The organism is Streptomyces sp. NPDC101151 (assembly GCF_044768335.1).
Classification (GTDB): domain Bacteria; phylum Actinomycetota; class Actinomycetes; order Streptomycetales; family Streptomycetaceae; genus Streptomyces.
The window spans coordinates 1-19,187 of sequence record NZ_JBIWPP010000043.1 but is presented as its reverse complement, the minus strand read 5'-3'; the positions used below and the strand labels follow the sequence as shown (position 1 = coordinate 19,187).

General features: G+C 69.1%; 16 protein-coding genes and 1 pseudogene. 12 read left to right on the top strand and 5 right to left on the bottom strand.

Going from position 1 to position 19,187, the window contains the following annotated elements; all coding sequences use genetic code 11:
* Window positions 1-260: 260 nt before the first annotated feature.
* Window positions 261-1,223, bottom strand: a complete 963-nt coding sequence (locus ACIRU3_RS40935) for an alpha/beta hydrolase (RefSeq protein WP_404068095.1) — start codon at window positions 1,221-1,223, stop codon at window positions 261-263.
* Window positions 1,224-1,643: 420 nt separating this feature from the next.
* Here ACIRU3_RS40935 and ACIRU3_RS40930 point away from each other — a divergent pair, with 420 nt between their 5' ends.
* From ACIRU3_RS40930 to ACIRU3_RS40920, 3 genes are all read left to right on the top strand, one after another.
* Window positions 1,644-2,387 carry a TetR/AcrR family transcriptional regulator gene (locus tag ACIRU3_RS40930; protein WP_404068092.1) on the top strand — a complete coding sequence of 248 codons (744 nt, stop codon included), beginning with the start codon at window positions 1,644-1,646 and terminating at the stop codon, window positions 2,385-2,387.
* Complete coding sequence (locus tag ACIRU3_RS40925) at window positions 2,387-3,274, top strand: alpha/beta fold hydrolase (RefSeq protein ID WP_404068090.1); 888 nt, start codon at window positions 2,387-2,389, stop codon at window positions 3,272-3,274. Before ACIRU3_RS40930 ends, ACIRU3_RS40925 begins: the two co-directional genes overlap by 1 nt.
* A gap of 110 nt (window positions 3,275-3,384) precedes the next feature.
* Window positions 3,385-3,906, top strand: coding sequence for a GNAT family N-acetyltransferase (locus ACIRU3_RS40920; RefSeq protein ID WP_404068086.1), 522 nt, complete (start codon window positions 3,385-3,387; stop codon window positions 3,904-3,906).
* Between the two features lie 245 nt (window positions 3,907-4,151).
* On the opposite strand, the gene ACIRU3_RS40915 is transcribed toward ACIRU3_RS40920, so the two are convergent.
* A complete protein-coding gene (locus ACIRU3_RS40915) occupies window positions 4,152-4,781 on the bottom strand; it encodes a hypothetical protein (protein WP_404068084.1) in 630 nt (209 codons plus the stop codon).
* Between the two features lie 156 nt (window positions 4,782-4,937).
* Between ACIRU3_RS40915 and ACIRU3_RS40910 the strand changes: the two genes are divergently transcribed.
* From ACIRU3_RS40910 to ACIRU3_RS40900, 3 genes are read left to right on the top strand one after another with little or no spacing between them, the layout of a single operon-like run.
* Window positions 4,938-5,255 carry a hypothetical protein gene (locus tag ACIRU3_RS40910; RefSeq protein ID WP_404068082.1) on the top strand — a complete coding sequence of 106 codons (318 nt, stop codon included), beginning with the start codon at window positions 4,938-4,940 and terminating at the stop codon, window positions 5,253-5,255.
* Window positions 5,256-5,306: 51 nt separating this feature from the next.
* Window positions 5,307-5,708, top strand: coding sequence for a hypothetical protein (locus tag ACIRU3_RS40905; RefSeq protein ID WP_404068079.1), 402 nt, complete (start codon window positions 5,307-5,309; stop codon window positions 5,706-5,708).
* A complete protein-coding gene (locus tag ACIRU3_RS40900; protein ID WP_404068076.1) occupies window positions 5,708-5,917 on the top strand; it encodes a hypothetical protein in 210 nt (69 codons plus the stop codon). The genes ACIRU3_RS40905 and ACIRU3_RS40900 overlap by 1 nt, the downstream gene beginning before the upstream one ends.
* Before the next feature lie 209 nt (window positions 5,918-6,126).
* Here ACIRU3_RS40900 and ACIRU3_RS40895 read toward each other — a convergent pair whose 3' ends face one another.
* Entirely contained in the window at window positions 6,127-6,984 is an 858-nt protein-coding gene (locus ACIRU3_RS40895; protein ID WP_404068074.1) for a GAF and ANTAR domain-containing protein, read from the bottom strand.
* Window positions 6,985-7,567: 583 nt separating this feature from the next.
* Here ACIRU3_RS40895 and ACIRU3_RS40890 point away from each other — a divergent pair.
* The 6 genes and pseudogenes from ACIRU3_RS40890 (at window position 7,568) to ACIRU3_RS40865 (ending at window position 16,277) form a co-directional block, all read left to right on the top strand.
* On the top strand, window positions 7,568-8,098 hold the full coding sequence (locus ACIRU3_RS40890; protein ID WP_404068072.1) for a (2Fe-2S)-binding protein: 531 nt from the start codon (window positions 7,568-7,570) through the stop codon (window positions 8,096-8,098).
* Entirely contained in the window at window positions 8,085-9,074 is a 990-nt protein-coding gene (locus tag ACIRU3_RS40885; RefSeq protein WP_404068070.1) for an FAD binding domain-containing protein, read from the top strand. Before ACIRU3_RS40890 ends, ACIRU3_RS40885 begins: the two co-directional genes overlap by 14 nt.
* Window positions 9,071-11,278, top strand: a complete 2,208-nt coding sequence (locus ACIRU3_RS40880; protein ID WP_404068067.1) for a xanthine dehydrogenase family protein molybdopterin-binding subunit — start codon at window positions 9,071-9,073, stop codon at window positions 11,276-11,278. The genes ACIRU3_RS40885 and ACIRU3_RS40880 overlap by 4 nt, the downstream gene beginning before the upstream one ends.
* Before the next feature lie 440 nt (window positions 11,279-11,718).
* Window positions 11,719-13,186 (top strand): annotated as a pseudogene (locus ACIRU3_RS40875) (aldehyde dehydrogenase family protein).
* 56 nt (window positions 13,187-13,242) lie between these two features.
* On the top strand, window positions 13,243-14,814 hold the full coding sequence (locus ACIRU3_RS40870; RefSeq protein ID WP_404068065.1) for a GMC family oxidoreductase: 1,572 nt from the start codon (window positions 13,243-13,245) through the stop codon (window positions 14,812-14,814).
* Complete coding sequence (locus ACIRU3_RS40865) at window positions 14,811-16,277, top strand: APC family permease (RefSeq protein WP_404068062.1); 1,467 nt, start codon at window positions 14,811-14,813, stop codon at window positions 16,275-16,277. Before ACIRU3_RS40870 ends, ACIRU3_RS40865 begins: the two co-directional genes overlap by 4 nt.
* A 56-nt stretch (window positions 16,278-16,333) precedes the next feature.
* Here ACIRU3_RS40865 and ACIRU3_RS40860 read toward each other — a convergent pair whose 3' ends face one another.
* Window positions 16,334-16,843, bottom strand: a complete 510-nt coding sequence (locus ACIRU3_RS40860; protein WP_404068059.1) for a VOC family protein — start codon at window positions 16,841-16,843, stop codon at window positions 16,334-16,336.
* Between the two features lie 520 nt (window positions 16,844-17,363).
* Window positions 17,364-17,720 carry a hypothetical protein gene (locus ACIRU3_RS40855; protein WP_404068057.1) on the bottom strand — a complete coding sequence of 119 codons (357 nt, stop codon included), beginning with the start codon at window positions 17,718-17,720 and terminating at the stop codon, window positions 17,364-17,366.
* Window positions 17,721-19,187 lie beyond the last annotated feature (1,467 nt).

Genomic DNA, 19,187 nt, shown 5'->3' with positions numbered 1-19,187 from the left:
CGGAGCCAGTTACGGATTCTCGACATCGCCGTCCGAACTTTTTTGCGCGGACAGGAGCGGCCGGCGTCGGACGTCGAGTCCGACGCCGATACGACCGGCTGACGGGACTGGGGGGGCGGTCGCGCCGCTCCACAGCGTCTTCAACCCGTGCGCACGCTGCCTCACTTGCATCCATGTGAGCGGTTCCGCACACGCTCGGTCCGCTGTGACACCCGGGCCATGCCAGGAGAGGACCGGCTCACAGCCTTGTGCGACGTGCCTCAGGCGGTTCCGAGGGCGTCGCGCAGGAGCGAGACGGCCTGGTCGACGGCTGCTCGGGTGGCCTTGGACTGGCTGAGCGAGTTGAGCATCATGAAGTCGTGCACCGTGCCGTCGTAGCGCACCGTGGTGACCGGAACCCCGGCGCCGCGCAGCTTGGCGGCGTACGCCTCGCCCTCGTCGCGCAGGACGTCGGCCTCGTCGACGATCAGCAAGGCGGGCGGCAGGCCGCTGAGCTGCTCGGTGGTGGCCTGGTTGGGAGAGGCGGTGATCTCCGCGCGCTGCTTCGGGTCGGTGGTGTAGGCGTCCCAGAACCACTCCATCAGCCTGCGGCTGAGGTAGTAGCCATCGGCGAACTCGTCGTAGGAGGCGGTGTTCATGGCCGCGTCCGTGACCGGGTAGTACATCGACTGATGCACGAAGTTGACGTCACCGCGTTCCTTGGCCATGAGGGCGAGCGCAGCCGTCATGTTGCCGCCGACCGACTCGCCGGCCACCGCCATGCGCCGCGCGTCCAGGCCCTTCGACGCGCCCTCGCGCGTGATCCACTGGGCTGTGGCGTAGCCCTGCTCGATGGCCACGGGGTAGTGGGCCTCCGGTGACGGTGTGTACTCCACGAAGGCCACTGCCGTGTGGGCCCCGACCGCCAGCTCCCGCACCAGGCGGTCGTGGGTGTCGGCATTGCCCAGCACCCAGCCTCCTCCGTGCATGTACAGGACGACGGGCAGCGTTCCGGTGGCGCCCTTCGGCTTGACGAGGCGCACCCGCACATCGCCCACGGAGGCCGATACGGTGATCCACTCCTCGTCGACCGGCAGCTTGTCGACCGGCGCGGCCTGCAGGTCGTTGAGGACCTTGCGCGCCTCGGTCGGCTTGAGCTCGTACAGGAACGGGTGCTTCGAAGTCGCGTCAGCCAGCTCCTGTGCCGGGCGCTCCAGGACGATCGAGGCGGATTGAGCAGTCATGACAATGCTCCCTGTCACTGCTGAGAAGCCCATGGTGAAGAGAGGCGGGCGTGTGCTGCCCGTCTTGGGGGCGTCGGCGCTGCCGCACGCCCGGGCTCTGGCCGAGCCCCTGGTCAAGCCCCCGATGGGGCCGATATGCCCATCGTAGTCGCGGCCCGTGCGGCCCTCGACTTCGGACGCCGGTCGACGAGGTCCGCAACACCGACCTGCGGTGCCCCCGTGAAGAGTTGTGAGGCGTCTTCCGAGGCCGCTTCCCACTTGCGCGCGCCGGAGTTCCGGCTCACAGGGCCTCTTGTTATGCGTCCAGTAGACGCATAAGGTGCGTGCACTGGACGCATGGTTTCGTCGGGCGTCTGAGCGGAGGGTGCGACCTGCGTCCGTGCCGCTGGATCCCGACCTGGTCGAACGGCAAGCCTGGACATGACCCGACAGAGCAGCGCGCGGAGCGAGCCGACGGGGGCTCCGGTGCCCGAGGTCGGCTCGGCCGCTTGGTGGCAGACGCGCTACGCCGCCCAAGCACGTCGGCGGGCCCGGCCCGAAGGGCTCACGCTCGACGCGATCATGGATGCCTCGCTGAGCATCGCCGACGACGAGGGGCTGGACGCACTGACCATGCGAGCGGTGGCCGAACGGATGAAGGTGCGGCACACCTCGCTGTACCGGCATGTGCCGAGCCGCGAAGCACTTCTCGTGGAACTGGTCGACCACATGCTGGGAGAGATCTCCCTTCCAGGATCGGGTGCGGACTGGCGCACCGGTACCGAGGCCGGAGCACACGAGTACCGCCGTGTACTGCTCGCGCACCGGGCACTGGTGCCCCTGCTCACCAGGGGACAGCTGCTCGGTCCCAACGCGCTTCGGGCCCGAGAGCAGGGCCTGCGGCTGCTGACCGAGGCGGGCTGGCCACCCGAGGGCGCGGTGCGCATCTATCTCACCGTCACGCACTACGTGGTGGGGGCCGTGGTGCTGGACACCGGTGGAGCGGCCCGCACGGCGCGACAACGCGCGGCCATGACCGACCTGTTCGCTTCGCTCCAGGCCGGACGACACCCGCTTGTCACGGCTCACTCCGCGCTGCTCGGCGGCCCGGACGGCGACGCCGAGTTCGACTTCGGACTGCGATGTCTCCTCGACGGCATCGCCGGAACCTGGGAGGGTCACTGATGTCCCGAGCCGCCATGCTCTCCACCACGCACTGGACGGCAGGGGGAGAACGGATCACCGTTCACGGGCGCACGGGCGCCCACAAGCTGTTCGTCCGTCAGGACGGCCCCGCCGCCGGGGCACCGGTGACGCTCGTGCACGGCTTCCCCACCTCCTCCCACGACTGGTCGCTGATCGTGCCCCGGCTGGCCGAGCGAGGCCATCGCGTCACCACCTTCGACCTGCTCGGCTTCGGGCACAGCGACAAGCCGCGGAAGCACACGTATTCCGTGCTGGAACAGGCCGATCTGGTGGAGGACATCTGGGCCACCCTGGCCATAGCCGACACGGCGCTGGTCGCCCACGACTACGGGGTCAGCGTGGCTCAGGAACTGCTCGCCCGAAATCCCGGCCGCATCACCAAAATGGCCTGGCTGAACGGGGGCCTGTACCCCGATCTGCACCGTCCCGTCACCGTCCAGCGGCTGCTGCACGGCCCGTTCGGCCCGGTTCTCGCCCGTGCCGTCACCGAACGCGGCTTCCGTACGACGATGCACCGGGTGCTGGGCAGGGATGTCCCGGACCACGACCTGCACACCATGTGGGAGAGCGTCTCCCGCGACCGCGGCCACCTGTTGGCGCCGCGACTGCTGCGCTACATCGACGAGCGGCGAACGCACAAGGACCGCTGGATCCCGGCACTGGAGGGCTACCGGGGGCCGACCCTGTTCGCCTGGGGACCCGCCGACCCGATCAGCGGCGCCCACGTGCTGGCCCGCATCAGAGAACGCATGCCGCTTGCGAGCGTGACGGAGCTGGCCGGCCCGCCTGCCGTCGGCCACTATCCGCAGGTCGAGGCTCCGGACGAGGTCGCAGAGGCCCTCGGGGCTTTCCTAGGTACCTCGTGACCGGCCCGGCCGGCCGCACCAGCCTTCGGTTCCCCGACAGGCCGGTGGGCCGAGGGCGACGACCGAACAGGGGCCGGTGTCCATGACGAACTGGTGGTTGGTCGAGACCCTTGGCTGGCTACGCTTCCCGGCGTGAACCCTGTGATCGATGTCCTGCCTCCTTCCGACGTCGACAGCATGGAGCGCCTCTGGGGGGCAGCTCCTGGCCCACCACAGCCGGGAGGCGCCACACCTGGCGGCTCTCGGCACGGTTCGCCCGCCGGAGGACTCATGGCGTCTGTGGCGGGGACAGTATCTTGAATGGCTGCGGCAGCCGTTCGCCGCGGTGCTGGTCGCCCGGGACGCCGATCAGCTGCTCGGCCACGCGGTCGTGCGCGTCCTCGACGAGCCGGGGTCGTGGCAGTGGGGGGGACCAAGTCGGCGTGCTGGAAACCCTCGTGGTCGACGACGAAGCTCGCGGTGCCGGAGTTGGGCAGGCCCTTGTCGTGGCCGCGCGTGAGCGTCTCGCCGAATCGGGTGTCCAGGTCATGAAGATCTCCGTCATCGCGGGCAACGATGACGCCCTGCGCTTCTACCGGCGAGAAGGCGCCGTCGACTTCCTGAAGACGTTGGTCATGACCGTCTCGGAGTGAGGACGCGGACCGGATCGCTGCCCCTCTTGATGATGCCGACGGCCGCGCAGCGTCAGGCGCCTGGTGGGCGTGGCGGGCGACGATGACACATGGCTCTTGTGGCTCGGCGCAGGGCTCTCGTCGTGGACGGCTCTGTGCTTTCCCCGAACGTGCGTGGCTCGGCTGAGGAGTCTTCGCCCCTGGCCCGCGACAGACGCCGTCGGCAGGTCCCCTGTGGGACGGTCAGGTGTACATGAGATGACCCGTCAGGCGGCGAGTCGAGACCGCGGTGGTATCAGCAGCAGGCTGAGGAAGATCGACAGGCCCAAAGAGATGAGCACGAACAATGCGTCGCAGACGCGCAGAGTCCCGATCGCCGCCTGGTTGATCTCAGGACGAGGGCCGAGGACGGGGGCGGCGTGGTCCTCAGGGTCGACGGTTACCAGGACGCGGTCTCCGACGGCCAGTCGATGGCTCGGCCAAAGCCGTTGACGGTGCGGGCCCTTCAGCGGAACGGCAAGGTCGTACTCGTAGTACGTGGAGATGTAACCCACCTCGTTGGACGATTCGATCGTGTGCTCTTTCTGGACCGTGGCAGTCACTTGCACGCCCCGGTCGTGCAGGGCCTGGTCGGACGCGCCGAAGGACCCCACGAAGGCATGCACACAGAAGACCCCGGCCAGTAGCCATCCGAGCGCGCTGTTCTCCGTGTCGGCCGCCGCCCAGGCCGCCAGGCCGAGGACGGTGCCGATGCCGAGCGTGGTCAGAACCAACAAGGTTGTCCCGCGCCCGAGGACCAGCTCCTCGTACCGATGCGAACCCTCGATCAGTAGGGCACCGATCGCCAGCCCCACCACCGAGCCTGTCAGGACCCGGCCGGCCATCGGCATCCACATCGCGCGTCCCCCGAACTCGCTCCGCCGCCCTACCGGCCAAGCGTCGCGCAGAACGTGGCGATGCGCCAGCACCGGGAAGGTCGCCCCAGGGGCAGCGGGCGGGAGGAGGTCCCTACCCGCGGCCGGGCGCCGGTGACAGCGGGCGAGGGGGCGTGCGTGAGCGGGACGGGACCCCTCGGGAGGGCGGACTACGGCGGACTACGCCGCCCCGAGGTGCCGGAGCGGGAGCGGGAGCGGATCCTTGAGCGGCTGCGACGAGGCCCGGCCGACTCGCCGGGCGGTCTCACGCTGGTGGCCCCGCGGGCCGCGCTGCAGCGGGGAGCCGTCACGGTCGGTGACGCGCCGGGCGGCACAGGAGCGTGCTTCGAGGTGCGACGGCCGTCCGAGAAGGGGGAACCGCGGGATCGCCGCGACTGGTTGATCGCGACAGTCGGGGCATACCGGTCACAGAGTTTCCCCAAAGAGGGCTTCTAGCCTGCCGCGGGACGGGCGGACGCGCGGTCCGTCCGGGAACGGAGGCATGTGATGGACATCCGGCGAAGGCGGCGCACCCTGCTGGCTGGGCTCGCCACGGCCGCGCTGCTGGCAGGCGGTACGGGCGCGGCCGCGGCCGACAGTTCCCCCGCGGCGGGACCGGCCGGCGACGGGGCCAAGGCTCTGTGCAAGCGGGTGCCGAAGATCGACCGGCGGATCGACCGGGCGCTGAAGCGGCTGGACGCCGGGGCGGGCACCCGTGGTTCGGTGGCCCGGCTGGAGCGCCGTGTGGACAATGCCAAGAAGGCGGGCCACACCGAGATCGCCACGTTTCTCCAGGACCGGTTGAAGACTCGCAAGGCGATGGTGCCGACCCTCAAGCAGCGACAGGAGGACCTCGCCGAGGTCAGGACGTGGTGCAAGAACAACGACGGCGGCAAGGCAGCGAGTTGATGCGCGTACGGTCCGCCGCGGTGCCGGCGGTTCTGCTGGCCTCCCTGGCTGTCCTGGCCGTCGGCTGTTCCGGTCGCGACGGGGCGTCGCCGAAGGCGCCCGCGCCCACGCCGTCGTCGGGCTACTCGCACATGCAGCAGAAGGTGGACGCGGCCGAGTCGGCGGCCGCCGCGGCCGACCGGGACGCGGCCTCGGACACGGACCGCTGACCCGGGGAGAAGCGGTGGAACAGGGCCGGGCGGGAACCCCGAGGGGCCACCGCCCGGCCGTGTTCCCGTACGCGTGGGTGCAGAGGTCGCAGGTCCGGTGGTTGCGGGGACGGCCCGAGAGCCGGGCGAACTCCGGGCGCGACCCCGGGACGCCGACGCGAGCCGGGGGCGGCACGCATGCCTCGACGGACGGAGGCCGGATGGCGGGGTCACGCCGCCTGGCGTGCGGTGGTGTGGAGATGCTCAAGGGCATCGAAGACGATGGTGCGCCGGTGCCAGGACAGCCAGCGGCCGACGGTGGCAGCGGTGGTCTGCAAGGCGTCGAGCTGGGCGCGGGTGAAACCGGCGAGCGGGCGGGGATGGTGGGACGAAATCACCCCCAGCAGAGCGTTCTGTTCGTCCACTACGGGGAGACTGTGGCAGGCGCGACTGCCGGCGTGGAGGATTACGTACCGCGACTGTGCGTCGAAGACGTCGGCGGTGGCCACATCATGGACCGTGACCTGTTGCCGCGCTTCGGCTGCCTGGCCGCAGGAGGTGCCGGGGCCGTCGACGAAGGCGAAGTGGTCGGTGAACTGGCGGTCCAGGCCGCAGTGTCTGGTGAGCCGCAGCAGGTTGCTCTCGGCGAGCTGGACGTTGCCCATGCTGGTGCCGGTGATGTCCAGTACCCGGCTCAGGGCGCTGCCGAGGACCGTACCCTGGGCCGCGCTGTGGCCGTTGCCGTCGGCCAGTCGAAGCCCGGGGAGCGGGGGAGGGCTGGTGCGGGCGCGGCCGGGGAACCAGACGGCTGCCTCGCGGCCAGGGCCGGGAATGCGGATGACCGCATCCACGAGGGTGTGCAGTTTGATGTTGTGCTGCTGGGAGCTGCGCCGCAGCAGCTCGAATCCCTGGCGCACGGTCCGCAGCCGGTAGCGCTCCATGAGGATGCCCTGCGCAGTGGAGACGGGCCCGTGGGCAAGCATGCGGTTGCGCAGGTCGACGTTCTGCTGCCGTAGCTGCTGCATGTCATCCGGCTCAGCAGCCGTCTCACGGGCGGAGAGCGCACGAGTGCCTGATTCCTGGCTCACTACAACCGCCTTTTGCCGGGGAGCAAGGGTTCGTTCCACGCGAGCACACTCGGCCGGCGTGATGTGCCTATTGCCCAAGCACTGCCCTCGACCCTAACGCGCGTCGCCACAGTCCAGGTACCCTGCCGCTGCTTCGGCACACGCAGCCGGGCGTGGTGGTGCGAGCGCGGAGAGGGCATGCACGGTCGCGGGCGGTGGGGCGTATGCAGCGATCGATATCGGCTTGCTCGCCGAGGACAAGGTTCGTGGTTGCACGGGCAAGGCCAGGGGCGTCGACAGCGGCAAGACGCACGCGTCGAAGACCGCCTCGCCGACGATGGGCGGACAGTGTGGACAGGGCGGACGGAGCGGATGCTCGCCGACGCCTTCCTCGCAGTGCTTCCCAGGCGCTCGACCACCTCCGTCGCCACAACGCGGTCTCCGCGGCCGGACCGCATGCGGAAATACCCATTCGGCTTATAAGGTGGCAAGCACGTATATTTCGCACCCGAAGGTCGAACCGGCTCACCGGACCGGCCCCCAGGTGGGACTTGAGCCGTAGTGGGACTTGAGCCGTATACGACCCCTCCGGAGGAGGACGCGTATGGGCGACGTGGCGAGCCGGCGGGACGTGGACGACCGTCCTGCGATCACCGAGCGGGTCGTGACACTCACAGTGAACGGGAAGTCACACACCCTGCGTCTGGACACCCGGGTGACTCTGCTGGACGCCCTGCGCGACCGGCTGGGGCTGGTGGGCACGAAGAAGGGCTGTGACCAGGGCGCCTGCGGCGCGTGCACAGTCCACCTGGACGGCAAGCGAGTGCTGGCCTGCCTGACGCTGGCGGCTCAGGCCGAGGGCCGGGCGATCACCACCATCGAGGGCGTCTCCGGCGCGGACGGGCCCCACCCGGTGCAGCAGGCGTTCATGGAACACGACGGTTTCCAGTGCGGCTTCTGTACGCCCGGGCAGATCATGTCCGCGGTGGCGCTCATGGCCGAGGGGCGGGCCGGGTCCGACGAGGAGATCCGGGAGTTCATGAGCGGCAACCTGTGCCGCTGCGGTGCCTATCCCAACATCGTGGCGGCGATACGTGAGGCGGCCTCCCAAGGAGGTCACGATGCGCGCCTTTGACTACGTCCGGGCCACCGACACACGCGAGGCGGTGCGGTTGCTGGCGGACGACCCGGCGGCGTCCTGCCTGGCCGGCGGCACGACACAGCTGGACCTGATGAAGGACGGGGTCCTGGAGCCGCCACGGCTGGTCGACATCACCCGGCTCCCGCTGCACGGTATGGAACGGCGTGGCGAGGTCCTCCACGTAGGTGCCCTGGTCACCATGGAGGAACTGGCCGCGGACGCCACGGTGGCCGAGCGGCTGCCCATGGTGCGCGAGGCCCTCCTGCTCAGCGCGTCGGTGCAGCTGCGGAACATGGCCACCATCGGTGGCAACCTGCTGCAGCGCACCCGGTGCCGCTACTTCCGTGACCCCACGGTCCTCGAGTGCAACAAGCGCGCACCGGGGTCCGGCTGTGCCGCGGTGAAGGGCGCGGCGCGCATGCACGCCGTGCTCGGTGCGAGCGAGCGGTGCATCGCGCTGCACGCCTCCGACCTCGCCGTCGCCCTGGTGGCACTCGACGCGTCCGTGCACATCCAGGGGCCCTCGGAGTCCCGCAGCGTCCCGCTCACGGAGTTCTACCTGACGGCCGACGAGAGCCCCCAGCGCGAGAACGTCCTGGAGCACGCGGAGCTGATCACCGAGGTCGAGATCCCGCTGCCGCCGCACACCGCGCGGTCGGGATACCTCAAGGTCCGCGACCGGACGTCGTACGAGTTCGCCCTCACCTCGGCCGCGGTACTCCTGGTCGTGGACGGCGGCACGATCCATCAGGCCCGCGTCGGTCTGGGCGGCGTGGGGACGAAACCGTGGCGGGCCTACGAGGCGGAGCATGTGCTGACCGGCGCGCCCGCCGCGATGGCCACGTTCCTGGACGCTGCCGAGGCGACCATGCACGACGCCTGGACCGTCCCCGGGACGGCGTTCAAGGTGCCGCTCGCCCGGCGCACTCTGGTGCGCGAGCTGCAGATCGTTTCCGGAGTGACCGCATGAGCACCGTCGAAAGCAGACCACTGGTCGGAGCGGGCATCAACCGGGTCGACGGCCCACGCAAGGTCACCGGCACCGCCCCGTACCCCATGGACTTCAGCGTCCCCGGCCAGGCCTACGGCGCCCTGGTGCAGAGCACCATCGCCGCGGGCCGGATCGTGCGCATGCACACCGAGACCGCCGAAGCGGCCCCCGGTGTGATCACCGTCCTCACCCACGAGAACGCCCCGAAGGTCAGGAGGGGGCCGATGACGGCGCTCGGGGCGTCGCCGCCCGCACCCCTGCGCAACGACCGGATCATCCACCACGGACAGCACATCGCCTTCGTGGTCGCCGAGACCCCGGAGCAGGCCACCGCCGCTGCGCACCTGGTGAGGGCCGACTACGAGGCCACGGAGCCGCTGCTCGACCTCCAGGACCCGCGGGCCGAGCAGGTCGTCGACCCCTGGGACATGGACACCTCACGCGGCGACAGCACCGCCGCGCTGGAGTCCGCCGAAGTGACCCTCCACGCCACCTACTCCACGGCCGACAACACCAACAACCCCCTCGGGCTGTTCGCCACCCTGGCCGCATGGGAGGGCGACACCCTCACCGTGCACGACACAAGCCAGTGGCCGTCGATGGTGCGCACCACCCTCGCCATCGTCTTCGGCATCCCCGAGAGTGCGGTGCGGGTCCTGGTGCCCTACGTCGGCGGCGGCTTCGGTGCCGGGCTGCGAGCGTGGCCGCACGTGATCCTCACGGCCATGGCCGCCCGCATGCTCAAGCGACCGGTCAAGCTGGTGCTGACCCGGCCGCAGATGTTCACCTCCGTCGGGCACCGTCCCAGCGGGGTGCAATGGCTGAGCGTCGGCGCCACCCGCGACGGCGCGCTGGTCGCCCTCGACCACCGCAGCCTCATTTCCCTGAGCATGGAGGAAACCGACTTCGAGCCGTTCGCGTCGGGAACCGCCTTCGCCTACCGATGCCCCAACGTGACCACGCGGGACCGGCAGGCCCGGCTCAACATCCCTGTTCCGACCTCCATGCGGGCCCCGGCCGAGGCACAGGGCAACTTCGCGCTGGAGTCGGCGCTCGACGAGCTGGCCTGCACCCTGCGCATGGACCCTCTGGAGCTGAGGCTGCGCAATCACACCGATGTCGACCCGCGCAACGGGCTGCCCTGGTCCGGCAAGGCGCTCCTGGAGTGCTACGAGGCCGGCGCGCGCCGCTTCGGCTGGGCCGACCGGAACCCCGAGCCGCGCTCCATGCGCGACGGCAACTGGCTCGTCGGCTACGGCATGGCGAGCGCGATGTTCCCCTGGTTCGCCCAGCCGTGCGCGGCGCAGGCCACCGTCAACAGCGACGGCAGCGCGCTGGTGCGCAGCGCGGCGACCGACATCGGTACCGGCACCTACACCGTGATGGCGCAGCTGGCCGCCGACGAACTGGGGCTGCCCCTCGACCTGGTCCGCTTCGACCTGGGCGACTCCGACATGCCCAACTCGATGATGGCGGGCGGTTCCGGCCTGACCGGCGCGCTGGGGAACGCCGTGCACGACGCCTGCCGACAGCTCGTGCGCTCATTCGCCGAACTCGCCTGCGGCGACGCTGACTCGCCCCTGCTGGGTGTCTCCCCGGACGACGTGGAGTGCACCCGCGGGAGGGTCCACCCCGCAGGCCGTCCGGAACGCGGGGAGCCGTACGCCGACATCCTCGCCCGACACGGGCTTTCCGAGCTCACGGCGAACGGGAACAGCACCCCGCCGGTGGCGAGCGAGCTGGGCATGTCCCTCGCCGGCGCGTACGGCGCCAAGTTCGTGGAGGTCCGGGTCGACGCGGACCTCGGTCTCATCCGGGTCGCGCGGGTGGTCTCCGCGATCGACGGTGGCCGCATCCTCAACGAGAAGACGGCGAGAAGCCAGATCATCGGCGGTACGGTCGGCGGCATCGGCCTGGCCCTGTTCGAGGACACGGCGACCGACCCGCGCACCGGGCGCATCGCCAACGGCACGTTCGCCGACTACCTCGTTGCGGTCAACGCCGATGTCCCGGAACTGGAGGTGATCTTCGTCGGCGAGCCCGACCGCGGCACCGCCACCGGCACCAAGGGCGTCGGCGAGGTCGGCCTGGTCGGCATCGCGCCCGCGATCGCCAACGCCGTTCACCACGCCACCGGAAAGCGTCTGCGCGAGCTGCCGATCACCCTCGACGCACTCCTGTGATCAGGCAGGCGGACGGCGACGGAGCCGCCCGGCGCATGCTGTGGCGTGAACGCCTGCCCCACTTCAGGGAACGCAGGAGCGCCGGCCTTGTCCGTGGACATCAACTGCACGCTGGCGACCGGCAGTTGGACATTGACGGACCAGCCGGCCGATGCTGCCGTGTCCCCGGTGGCGCGGCGCGCCGGGGCAGGAGGCGGTGACCGGCCGGCCGTCAAGGAAGCCCACGTCCGCTTCCGCCCGGGCCGGCGGGAGCCGACACCACCGGCCGTCACCGCACCTCGCCGTCCCCGTACCGGGTGGACGGGCCGTTAGCCCGCCCGGGTCCACTGGACCAGCCGGCCGCGATCGAGGCGGTGTGCCGCGTCGCCGCCGCCCGCCCGATGGGTCATGTTGCTGCCGTCATGCCGATCGGCACCGGCCGAACCCGGAGGAGACCCGCGGTGGGTGACCTGTACATCGACGGCGAGTGGACGCAGGCGGTGGCCGGCGGACGGCGGGAGGTGGTCAACCCCTATGACGCCTCCGTCATCACGACCGTTGACGAGGCCGAGGACACGGACGTGGACCGCGCGGTGCGTGCCGCCCGGCGCGCCTTCGACGAGGAGGAGTGGGCGAGCGCCCCGACCCGCCGCCGCGCCGACCTCCTCCTGCGCGTCCACGACCTGCTGCTGCGCGACAAGGAGGACATCGCCCGCACCGAGACCCTCGACACCGGCAAGACGCTGACCGAGGTCCGCATCGACGTGGAGGACGTGGCGAACGCCTTCCGCTACTTCGCCGAACTTGCCGGCAAGGACGGCGGCCGGATCGTGGACGTCGGCCGGGACGTCCTCAGCCGTGTCGTCTGCCAGCCGGTCGGGGTGTGCGCGCTCATCGCCCCCTGGAACTATCCGCTTCTGCAGGCCTCCTGGAAGGTGGCCCCGGCGCTGGTTGCCGGCAGCACCTTCGTTCTCAAGCCGAGCGAGACCACACCGCTCACCACGATCATCCTGCTCCGGCTCATCGAGCAGGCCGGCGCGCCACCCGGCGTCGCCAACCTGGTGCTCGGCTCCGGGGCGACCGTCGGCGCGGCTCTGACCCACCACCCCGAGGTCGACCTGGTGTCCTTCACCGGCGGTCTGGCCACCGGCCGCACCATCATGGCCGGAGCCGCCCAGGGGCCGAAGAACATCGCCCTCGCGCTCGGCGGCAAGAACCCCAACATCGTCTTCGCGGACGCCGATTTCGCCGCCGCCGTCGACTACGCCCTGGACGCCGCCTTCCTGCACTCCGGGCAGGTCTGCTCGGCCGGTTCGCGACTGCTGGTCCAGGACTGCCTGCATGACCGCTTCGTGGACGCCCTTGCCCGCCGCGCCCGGGGGATCCGGCTCGGCAACGGCATGGCGGAGGGCACCGAGAGCGGCCCGCTCAGCTCCGCCGAGCACCGTGAGAAGGTCGAACGGTACATCGCCCTCGGCGAGGAGGAGGGCGCCCGGCTCGTCACCGGCGGCGCCCGGCCCGACGATCCCGCACTGAGCCGCGGCTTCTTCCTGCTGCCGACCGTATTCGCCGACTGCGACCGGTCCCTGCGCATCGTCCAGGAGGAGATCTTCGGACCGGTCGTCACTGTCGAGCGATTCCACACCGAGGACGAGGCGCTGGAACTGGCCAACGACACCCGCTACGGCCTGGCCGGCGGCGTGTGGACCTCGGACGCGAGCCGAGCCCAGCGGATCGCTCAGCGACTGCGGCTCGGCACGGTGTGGATCAACGACTTCCACCCCCTATGTGCCGCAGGCCGAGTGGGGCGGCTTCGGCCGCTCCGGCGTCGGACGCGAGCTGGGTCCCACCGGGCTGCGTGAGTACCAGGAGGCCAAACACATCTACCAGAACCTCGCCCCCGCCCCTTCCGGCTGGTTCAAGGGCTGACCAGACGCAGGACACCGCCCGACCAAGACAGGACGGGCCCCTCAGGAAGGCACCCCATGGCCCCCAGCACCCCACACGGCACCGAGTCCGCCTACGACTACGTCATCGTCGGCGGCGGCACCGCCGGCTGCGTGCTCGCCGCCCGCCTGAGCGAGGACCCGGACTGCCGTGTCTGCGTTGTCGAGGGCGGTCCCAGCGACGTCGGAGACAACCGCATCCTGCGCCTGCGCAACTGGATCAACCTGCTCGGCTCGCAGTTCGACTACGGCTACACCACCGTCGAACAGCCGCGCGGCAACTCCCACATCCTGCACTCGCGCGCCCGCGTGCTCGGCGGCTGTTCCTCGCACAACACGCTGATCAGCTTCCTGCCGCTGCCGCAGGACCTGGAGGACTGGGTGGCCCGCGGGTGCACCGGCTGGGACCCGGCGACCATCCTTGCGTACCGCGCCCGGCTGCGCACCGAGATCGTCCCGGTGGCCGAGGCCGACCGCAATCCCATCGCCAAGGACTTCGTCACCGCCGCCGCCCGAGCCCTCGGCGTGCCCGTCATCGACGACTTCAATACCGAACCCTTCGTCGACGGCACCGGCTTCTTCTCGCTGGCATACAAGCCCGAGGGCAATCTGCGCTCCTCCGCGTCCGTCGCCTACCTGCACTCCGTCCTGGACCGGCCCAACCTCACCCTCCGTCTGGAAACCTGGGCCCACCAATTGCTGCCCGACGACTCGGGCCGGCTCACCCGCGTCGCCGTTCGCGGCACCGACGGCCAACCCGCCACCTTGCGCGCCGAACGTGAACTCCTGCTGTGCGCGGGCGCCATCGACACCCCGCGCCTGCTGATGCTCTCCGGCATCGGGCCGGCCGACGACCTGCGCGGCCTGGGCATCGAGGTCCGAGCCGACCTCCCCGGTGTGGGCGAGAACCTGCTGGACCACCCGGAGTCCGTGATCGTCTGGGAGACCGCCGGCCCGTTGCCGCCCAATTCCGCCATGGACTCCGACGCCGGCCTGTTCCTGCGCCGCGACACCGGCCAGCCACGCCCGGACCTGATGTTCCACTTCTACCAGGTGCCGTTCACGGTCAACACCGTACGTCTGGGCTACCCCGTTCCCGAGCACGGGGTGTGCATGACGCCGAACGTGCCGCGGGCCCGTTCCTCCGGCCGCATGTGGCTGCGTAGCGCCGATCCCGTCGAACACCCCGCCCTGGACTTCAGGTATTTCACCGACCCGCAGGGCTATGACGAGCGCACCATCGTGGACGGCCTGAAGGTCGCCCGCGAGGTCGCCGCCACCGACCCGCTGCGTGGCTGGCTCACCCGCGAAGTCGCTCCCGGCCCGGCCGTCACCTCCGACGCCGACCTGTCGGAGTACGGGCGCCGCGTGGCCCACACGGTGTACCACCCGGCGGGCACCTGTCGCATGGGGGCCCGGAACGACCCGATGGCCGTCTGCGATCCCGAGTTGAGACTGCGCGGCGTGGACGGCGTGCGGATCATCGACGCGTCGGTGTTCCCGACGATGCCCACCATCAACCCCATGGTGACCGTGCTGCTCACCGCCGAACGCGCCGTCGATCTCCTCACCGGACGCCCAGCGGCAGCCGACCAGGAGGCCGAACGGTGAGCGGTCCACAGCCTCCCGCACCCGCAGCCGGCACTCCCGAGGGGCAGGCGCCGGGCTCGGAGTTCCGCAAGGACATGGGTCCCTGGGCGAACTTCGCCCTCGGCTTCACCTACCTCTCCCCGGTGGTGAGCACCTACACCCTCTTCGGCACGGCCCTCGCCACCGGCGGACCGCCGATGATCTGGGCATTCCTGCTGGCCGGCTGCGGCCAGTTCCTCGTGTCGCTGGTGTTCGGCGAGATCGTCGCCCAGTACCCCATCGCCGGAGGCGTCTACCCCTGGGCCCGGCGGCTGTGGGGCAAACGCTGGGCCTGGATGACCGGCTGGGTGTACATGTGGGCCCTGCTCGTCACCATCACCTCCGTCGCGTACGGCGCCGGCCCCTACATCGCGATCCTCTTCGGCTTCCGCCCCACGGTGCACACCACCGTGCTGTGCACCGTGGTCCTCATCGTCGTCGCCGTCATCATCAACTACCTGGGCACCAAAGCACTTTCGGCGGCCGCCGTCATCGGCTTCGCCGGTGAACTGATCGGCGCGCTCGTCGTAGGCGTCTACCTGCTGTCCACCCACCGCGTCCACGGCATCGGCGTCATCTTCGACACCTACGGCACCGCCGGGAACGGCTCCTACGTACCGGTGTTCCTGGCGGCCGCCATCATCGGCTTCTATCAGTACTACGGCTTCGAGGCCTGCGGCGACACCGCCGAGGAGGTCGCCCACCCAGGTCGCGTCATTCCGCGCGCGATGCGCCGCACCATCTACATCGGCGGCGCCGCGGCCACCTTCACCTGCTTGTCGCTGCTGCTGTCGGTCACGGACTACCGCGCGGTCATCGACGGCAGGGACACCGACCCTGTGGTGCATGTGCTGTACGACGCGATGGGCGAGGCCGGGGCACGACTGGTGATGGCCGTGGTGCTGATCTCCTTCCTGTCCTGCACCATCAGCCTCCAGGCCGCCGCCGGCAGGCTCATCTACTCCTACGCCCGCGATGAGATGATCGTCGGGCACCGGCTGCTCCGCCAGTTCTCCCACGCCCGCGCGGTGCCCGGCTTCGCGCTGCTGCTGGCCGCGCTCGTGCCGATGGTCATCGCCTTCGGCTCGCTGGTCTCGGCGGACGCCCTGACCAAGATCGTCTCGTTCGCCATCCTCGGCATCTACGGCTCGTTCCAGATGGTGGTGCTGGCCGCGCTGCGCGCCCGGCTCAAGGGATGGAGTCCGCAAGGAGAGTTCACCCTGGGCCGCTGGGGCCTCGTGGTGAACGCCGCGGCGCTGGCCTACGGCATCTTCGCCATCGTCAACATCTCCTGGGCCCGCAACCCGCAGGACCCGTGGTACAGCAACTGGATCGTCCTGTTGTGCGGCGGCGTCGTGGTGGCCGTCGGCCTCTTGTACATGTTCACCACGCACCACTACGGCCGTGGCAACGCGCCCGCCGGCGACGCGGTGCCGGGGGAGTAGCCCCCTCGGGGATGCCGTTGGTGGGCCTGGTGTTCCCGGGCCGACGCCCGGTCCGACTACCGGTTGCCGCTTGCCAGTTCCTCCGCGAGAGACTCCTGCACGTAGGCCATGGCTTCTTGGTAGGAAGATTCGGCGAAGCGCCTGCCCATCTCCTCGGGGGAGATCTCTTCGAGGCGCTGGAAGATCCACCACAGGTGGCCTTGGGGATCGCGGACCCGTGCGGCTATTTCGCCGAAGGCCAACGCGGTCGGCCGCGTCACCAGCCGGGCCCCGCAGGCGACGGCCTTCTCGACCGTCTCCTGGGCGTCCTCGACATAGATCCTCAGATGCGACGGCAGGCTCGGCCAACCGGCCTGACGGTCGAACAACATCACCACCGCGCCCGCTACTTCCACCTCTGCGTGAGCGATCGTCCCATCCTCGTTGAGAATACGAGCGCCGCGCTCCCTGGCCCCGAACGCCCGGCTCAGAAACTCGATCTCCGCGTCGGAGTCCTGCGATATCACCCACGGATCGATCCGCGAGTAGCCACCAGGCACGGTCTCCAGCTCATCCTTGATCGTCATATAGGGAGCCTGCCACACCGCGCACGGCCTCCAGCGGGGAAAGTGCATATCGCCGAGGCAGCGTGGCTCGCGTTCGAGCGTCTTGTCACCGTGCGGCACACGAGGACTATCTGCGCCGCCTCGCCCACCCGCTGATGGGCGCCGCCGTCCTGCAACGCGATCGGCCGACGGCACTGGCTAATGGCTCCACCCTCCCGCATCGAGTAGGAGGGCCGGGATGCCCGGCCCTCCCCTCACGCTTGCCCAGCATCCGGCCCACCGCGGGCTCGGGCCCAGCCTGGGTGTCGGCGCAGGGACTTCAGACGTCAGACATCTGTCTCAACACCCCCGGGGCCTCGCCCGTTCTGCCTCAACCGTCGTCACCCGATCGATGGCCGAGCTGAAGAGCTCGTGGTCTGCAGGAAGCGTGAGCCGACCGACCGCTGGCCACGAACCGCAGCCGTCTGACTGCACGTCAGCTACTGTGGATACACGCGAAAACAGATCCCTGACCAGCGGTGATGGTGAACTGCCCGGAATGCTAGGGGCAGGTCTCGTAGCCTATCTTCCACTCGCCATCCGCTACGCCGCTCGCAGTGAGGACCGGGAACTGCACGGGCATCCCATTCGTCGACCAAACCGCACTCCCGTGGGTCTTGTAGGGATACGGATAATAGGCACTCAAATTGATGTGCCAGTAGGCGAGCTTGGGCCGGAATTCAACATATCCCTTCGATTTGGGATTTACAGACAAGTCGTAGCCCGTGCTGTAACTGGTGACCTGGCCGGTGGTTATAGTGTGCGACTGCTGGCGGGCCAAATCAACACCCGTCTTGAGCATGCTCGCGAGCTGGAAGCCCAAAACGACATGCTGCTCCGTTCCGGTGGTGTCTGACACCTCACTGGAGTACGTGTTAGTGAAAGTCGTATTGATGGAGGCGGAGAATGCAGAGCCGCAGTTGTTTACGGTATCACTCATTTTCTGCCATGGCCCGTATCCGATGGTAGGCAGGGATGAATACGAGCCTGTGCAGTAGGGGTAAATTGTGTGAGCATACCCGTGTGGATCCGTATTGAGCGTGTCCTCGACGGAGGGCCCGGCCGAGTGGTTGCAGTCCCATACGAAATTCGGCGCCCACGGGACGGTGGCGGGACTGCCCCGCCAAGTGTCCCAGAGCTGGTCTGCCTGGGCGGCAACACCTCCGCCTATGCCGCCCAGGCAGACCAGAGCACGACAACTTCGACCGGCAGCCCCGCCGTGGTCCCGTGGGTGCCGAATATCGTATGGGACTGCAACCACTCGGCCGGGGCATCGATCACTTCCACTAATGGGACGGACCCGCACGGATATAACCAGGTAGAATACCCAACGTGTTCACTGAAGCCTCTTTCAACATACCCGACCTTCGGGTATGGGCCAGCAGTCACGGCAAGTGGTGTCCTGAACAACTGCACCGGAGTGAATCCCTCCTATATCACACAGTCTCTTAGCTTCACCAACTCCAGTTCCGTAACAGACGTGAACGGAACGCAAGAACAGATCAACGGGGGCCTCCAGTTCGGCGATCTCCTGGGAATAACCGTTAGTCAGACCTATCAGCAGTCGCACACTGTGACTACCGGCACGGCCTCAACTGTAACCACGACCTACAGATTGCCCGTGGATCCCGGCACGAAGGGATATCTCATATACCAACCCAGGCTCGCCTACTGGTCTTTCCAACTGACTGCCGTTTACCCGTCCCCTACCCACGGCCAGAAGGTTTGGACGACTACGACGCAAACGCGACTCCCGGCCCTTCGTTGGGACGGGCAAGCGGACGGCATGCTGAGCGTAGCCAGATTGGGCTGCCCGTAGCCTGAGGATCCCCGGTCCGGCGGAGGAGAACGCCAAAGTTTCTGCGAGAACGCGCCTTCCGAGCGGAGCGAAGCCCCTCATCTGCGGACTTCAGGCCGGGAGGAAGGCACGTTGCACCCGACATCCGCCATACCCACGGCCTGGGCATGGAGTTCACTGACGTCGAATTCAAAAGCTTCGGTTTTACGAGGGCGACCACAGGTGTCCGTGCATGATGGCGTGGTTGATCCGGCCGGTGAACTCCTGCCGTATCCGGCGGGCGGAAACGTCCTTGGAATCCCCCGGAATGATCACCCGACCCAGGCCGGAATCCCTGGAGTTTAGGCCAGGGAGCACGTCAAGCGTCGGAGGAACTTTCTGCTTTCCTGGCCGCCTGCCGGACAACCCGCATCATGGAAGCGCAAGGTTAGACACAATACCAGTGACTTAAGGGTCGCGGCTGATAGCGTGGCGTCCAGGAGGTGCCTGGATGCCGCGCCCTGGACAGGTCAAGCCGGAGACGGATGA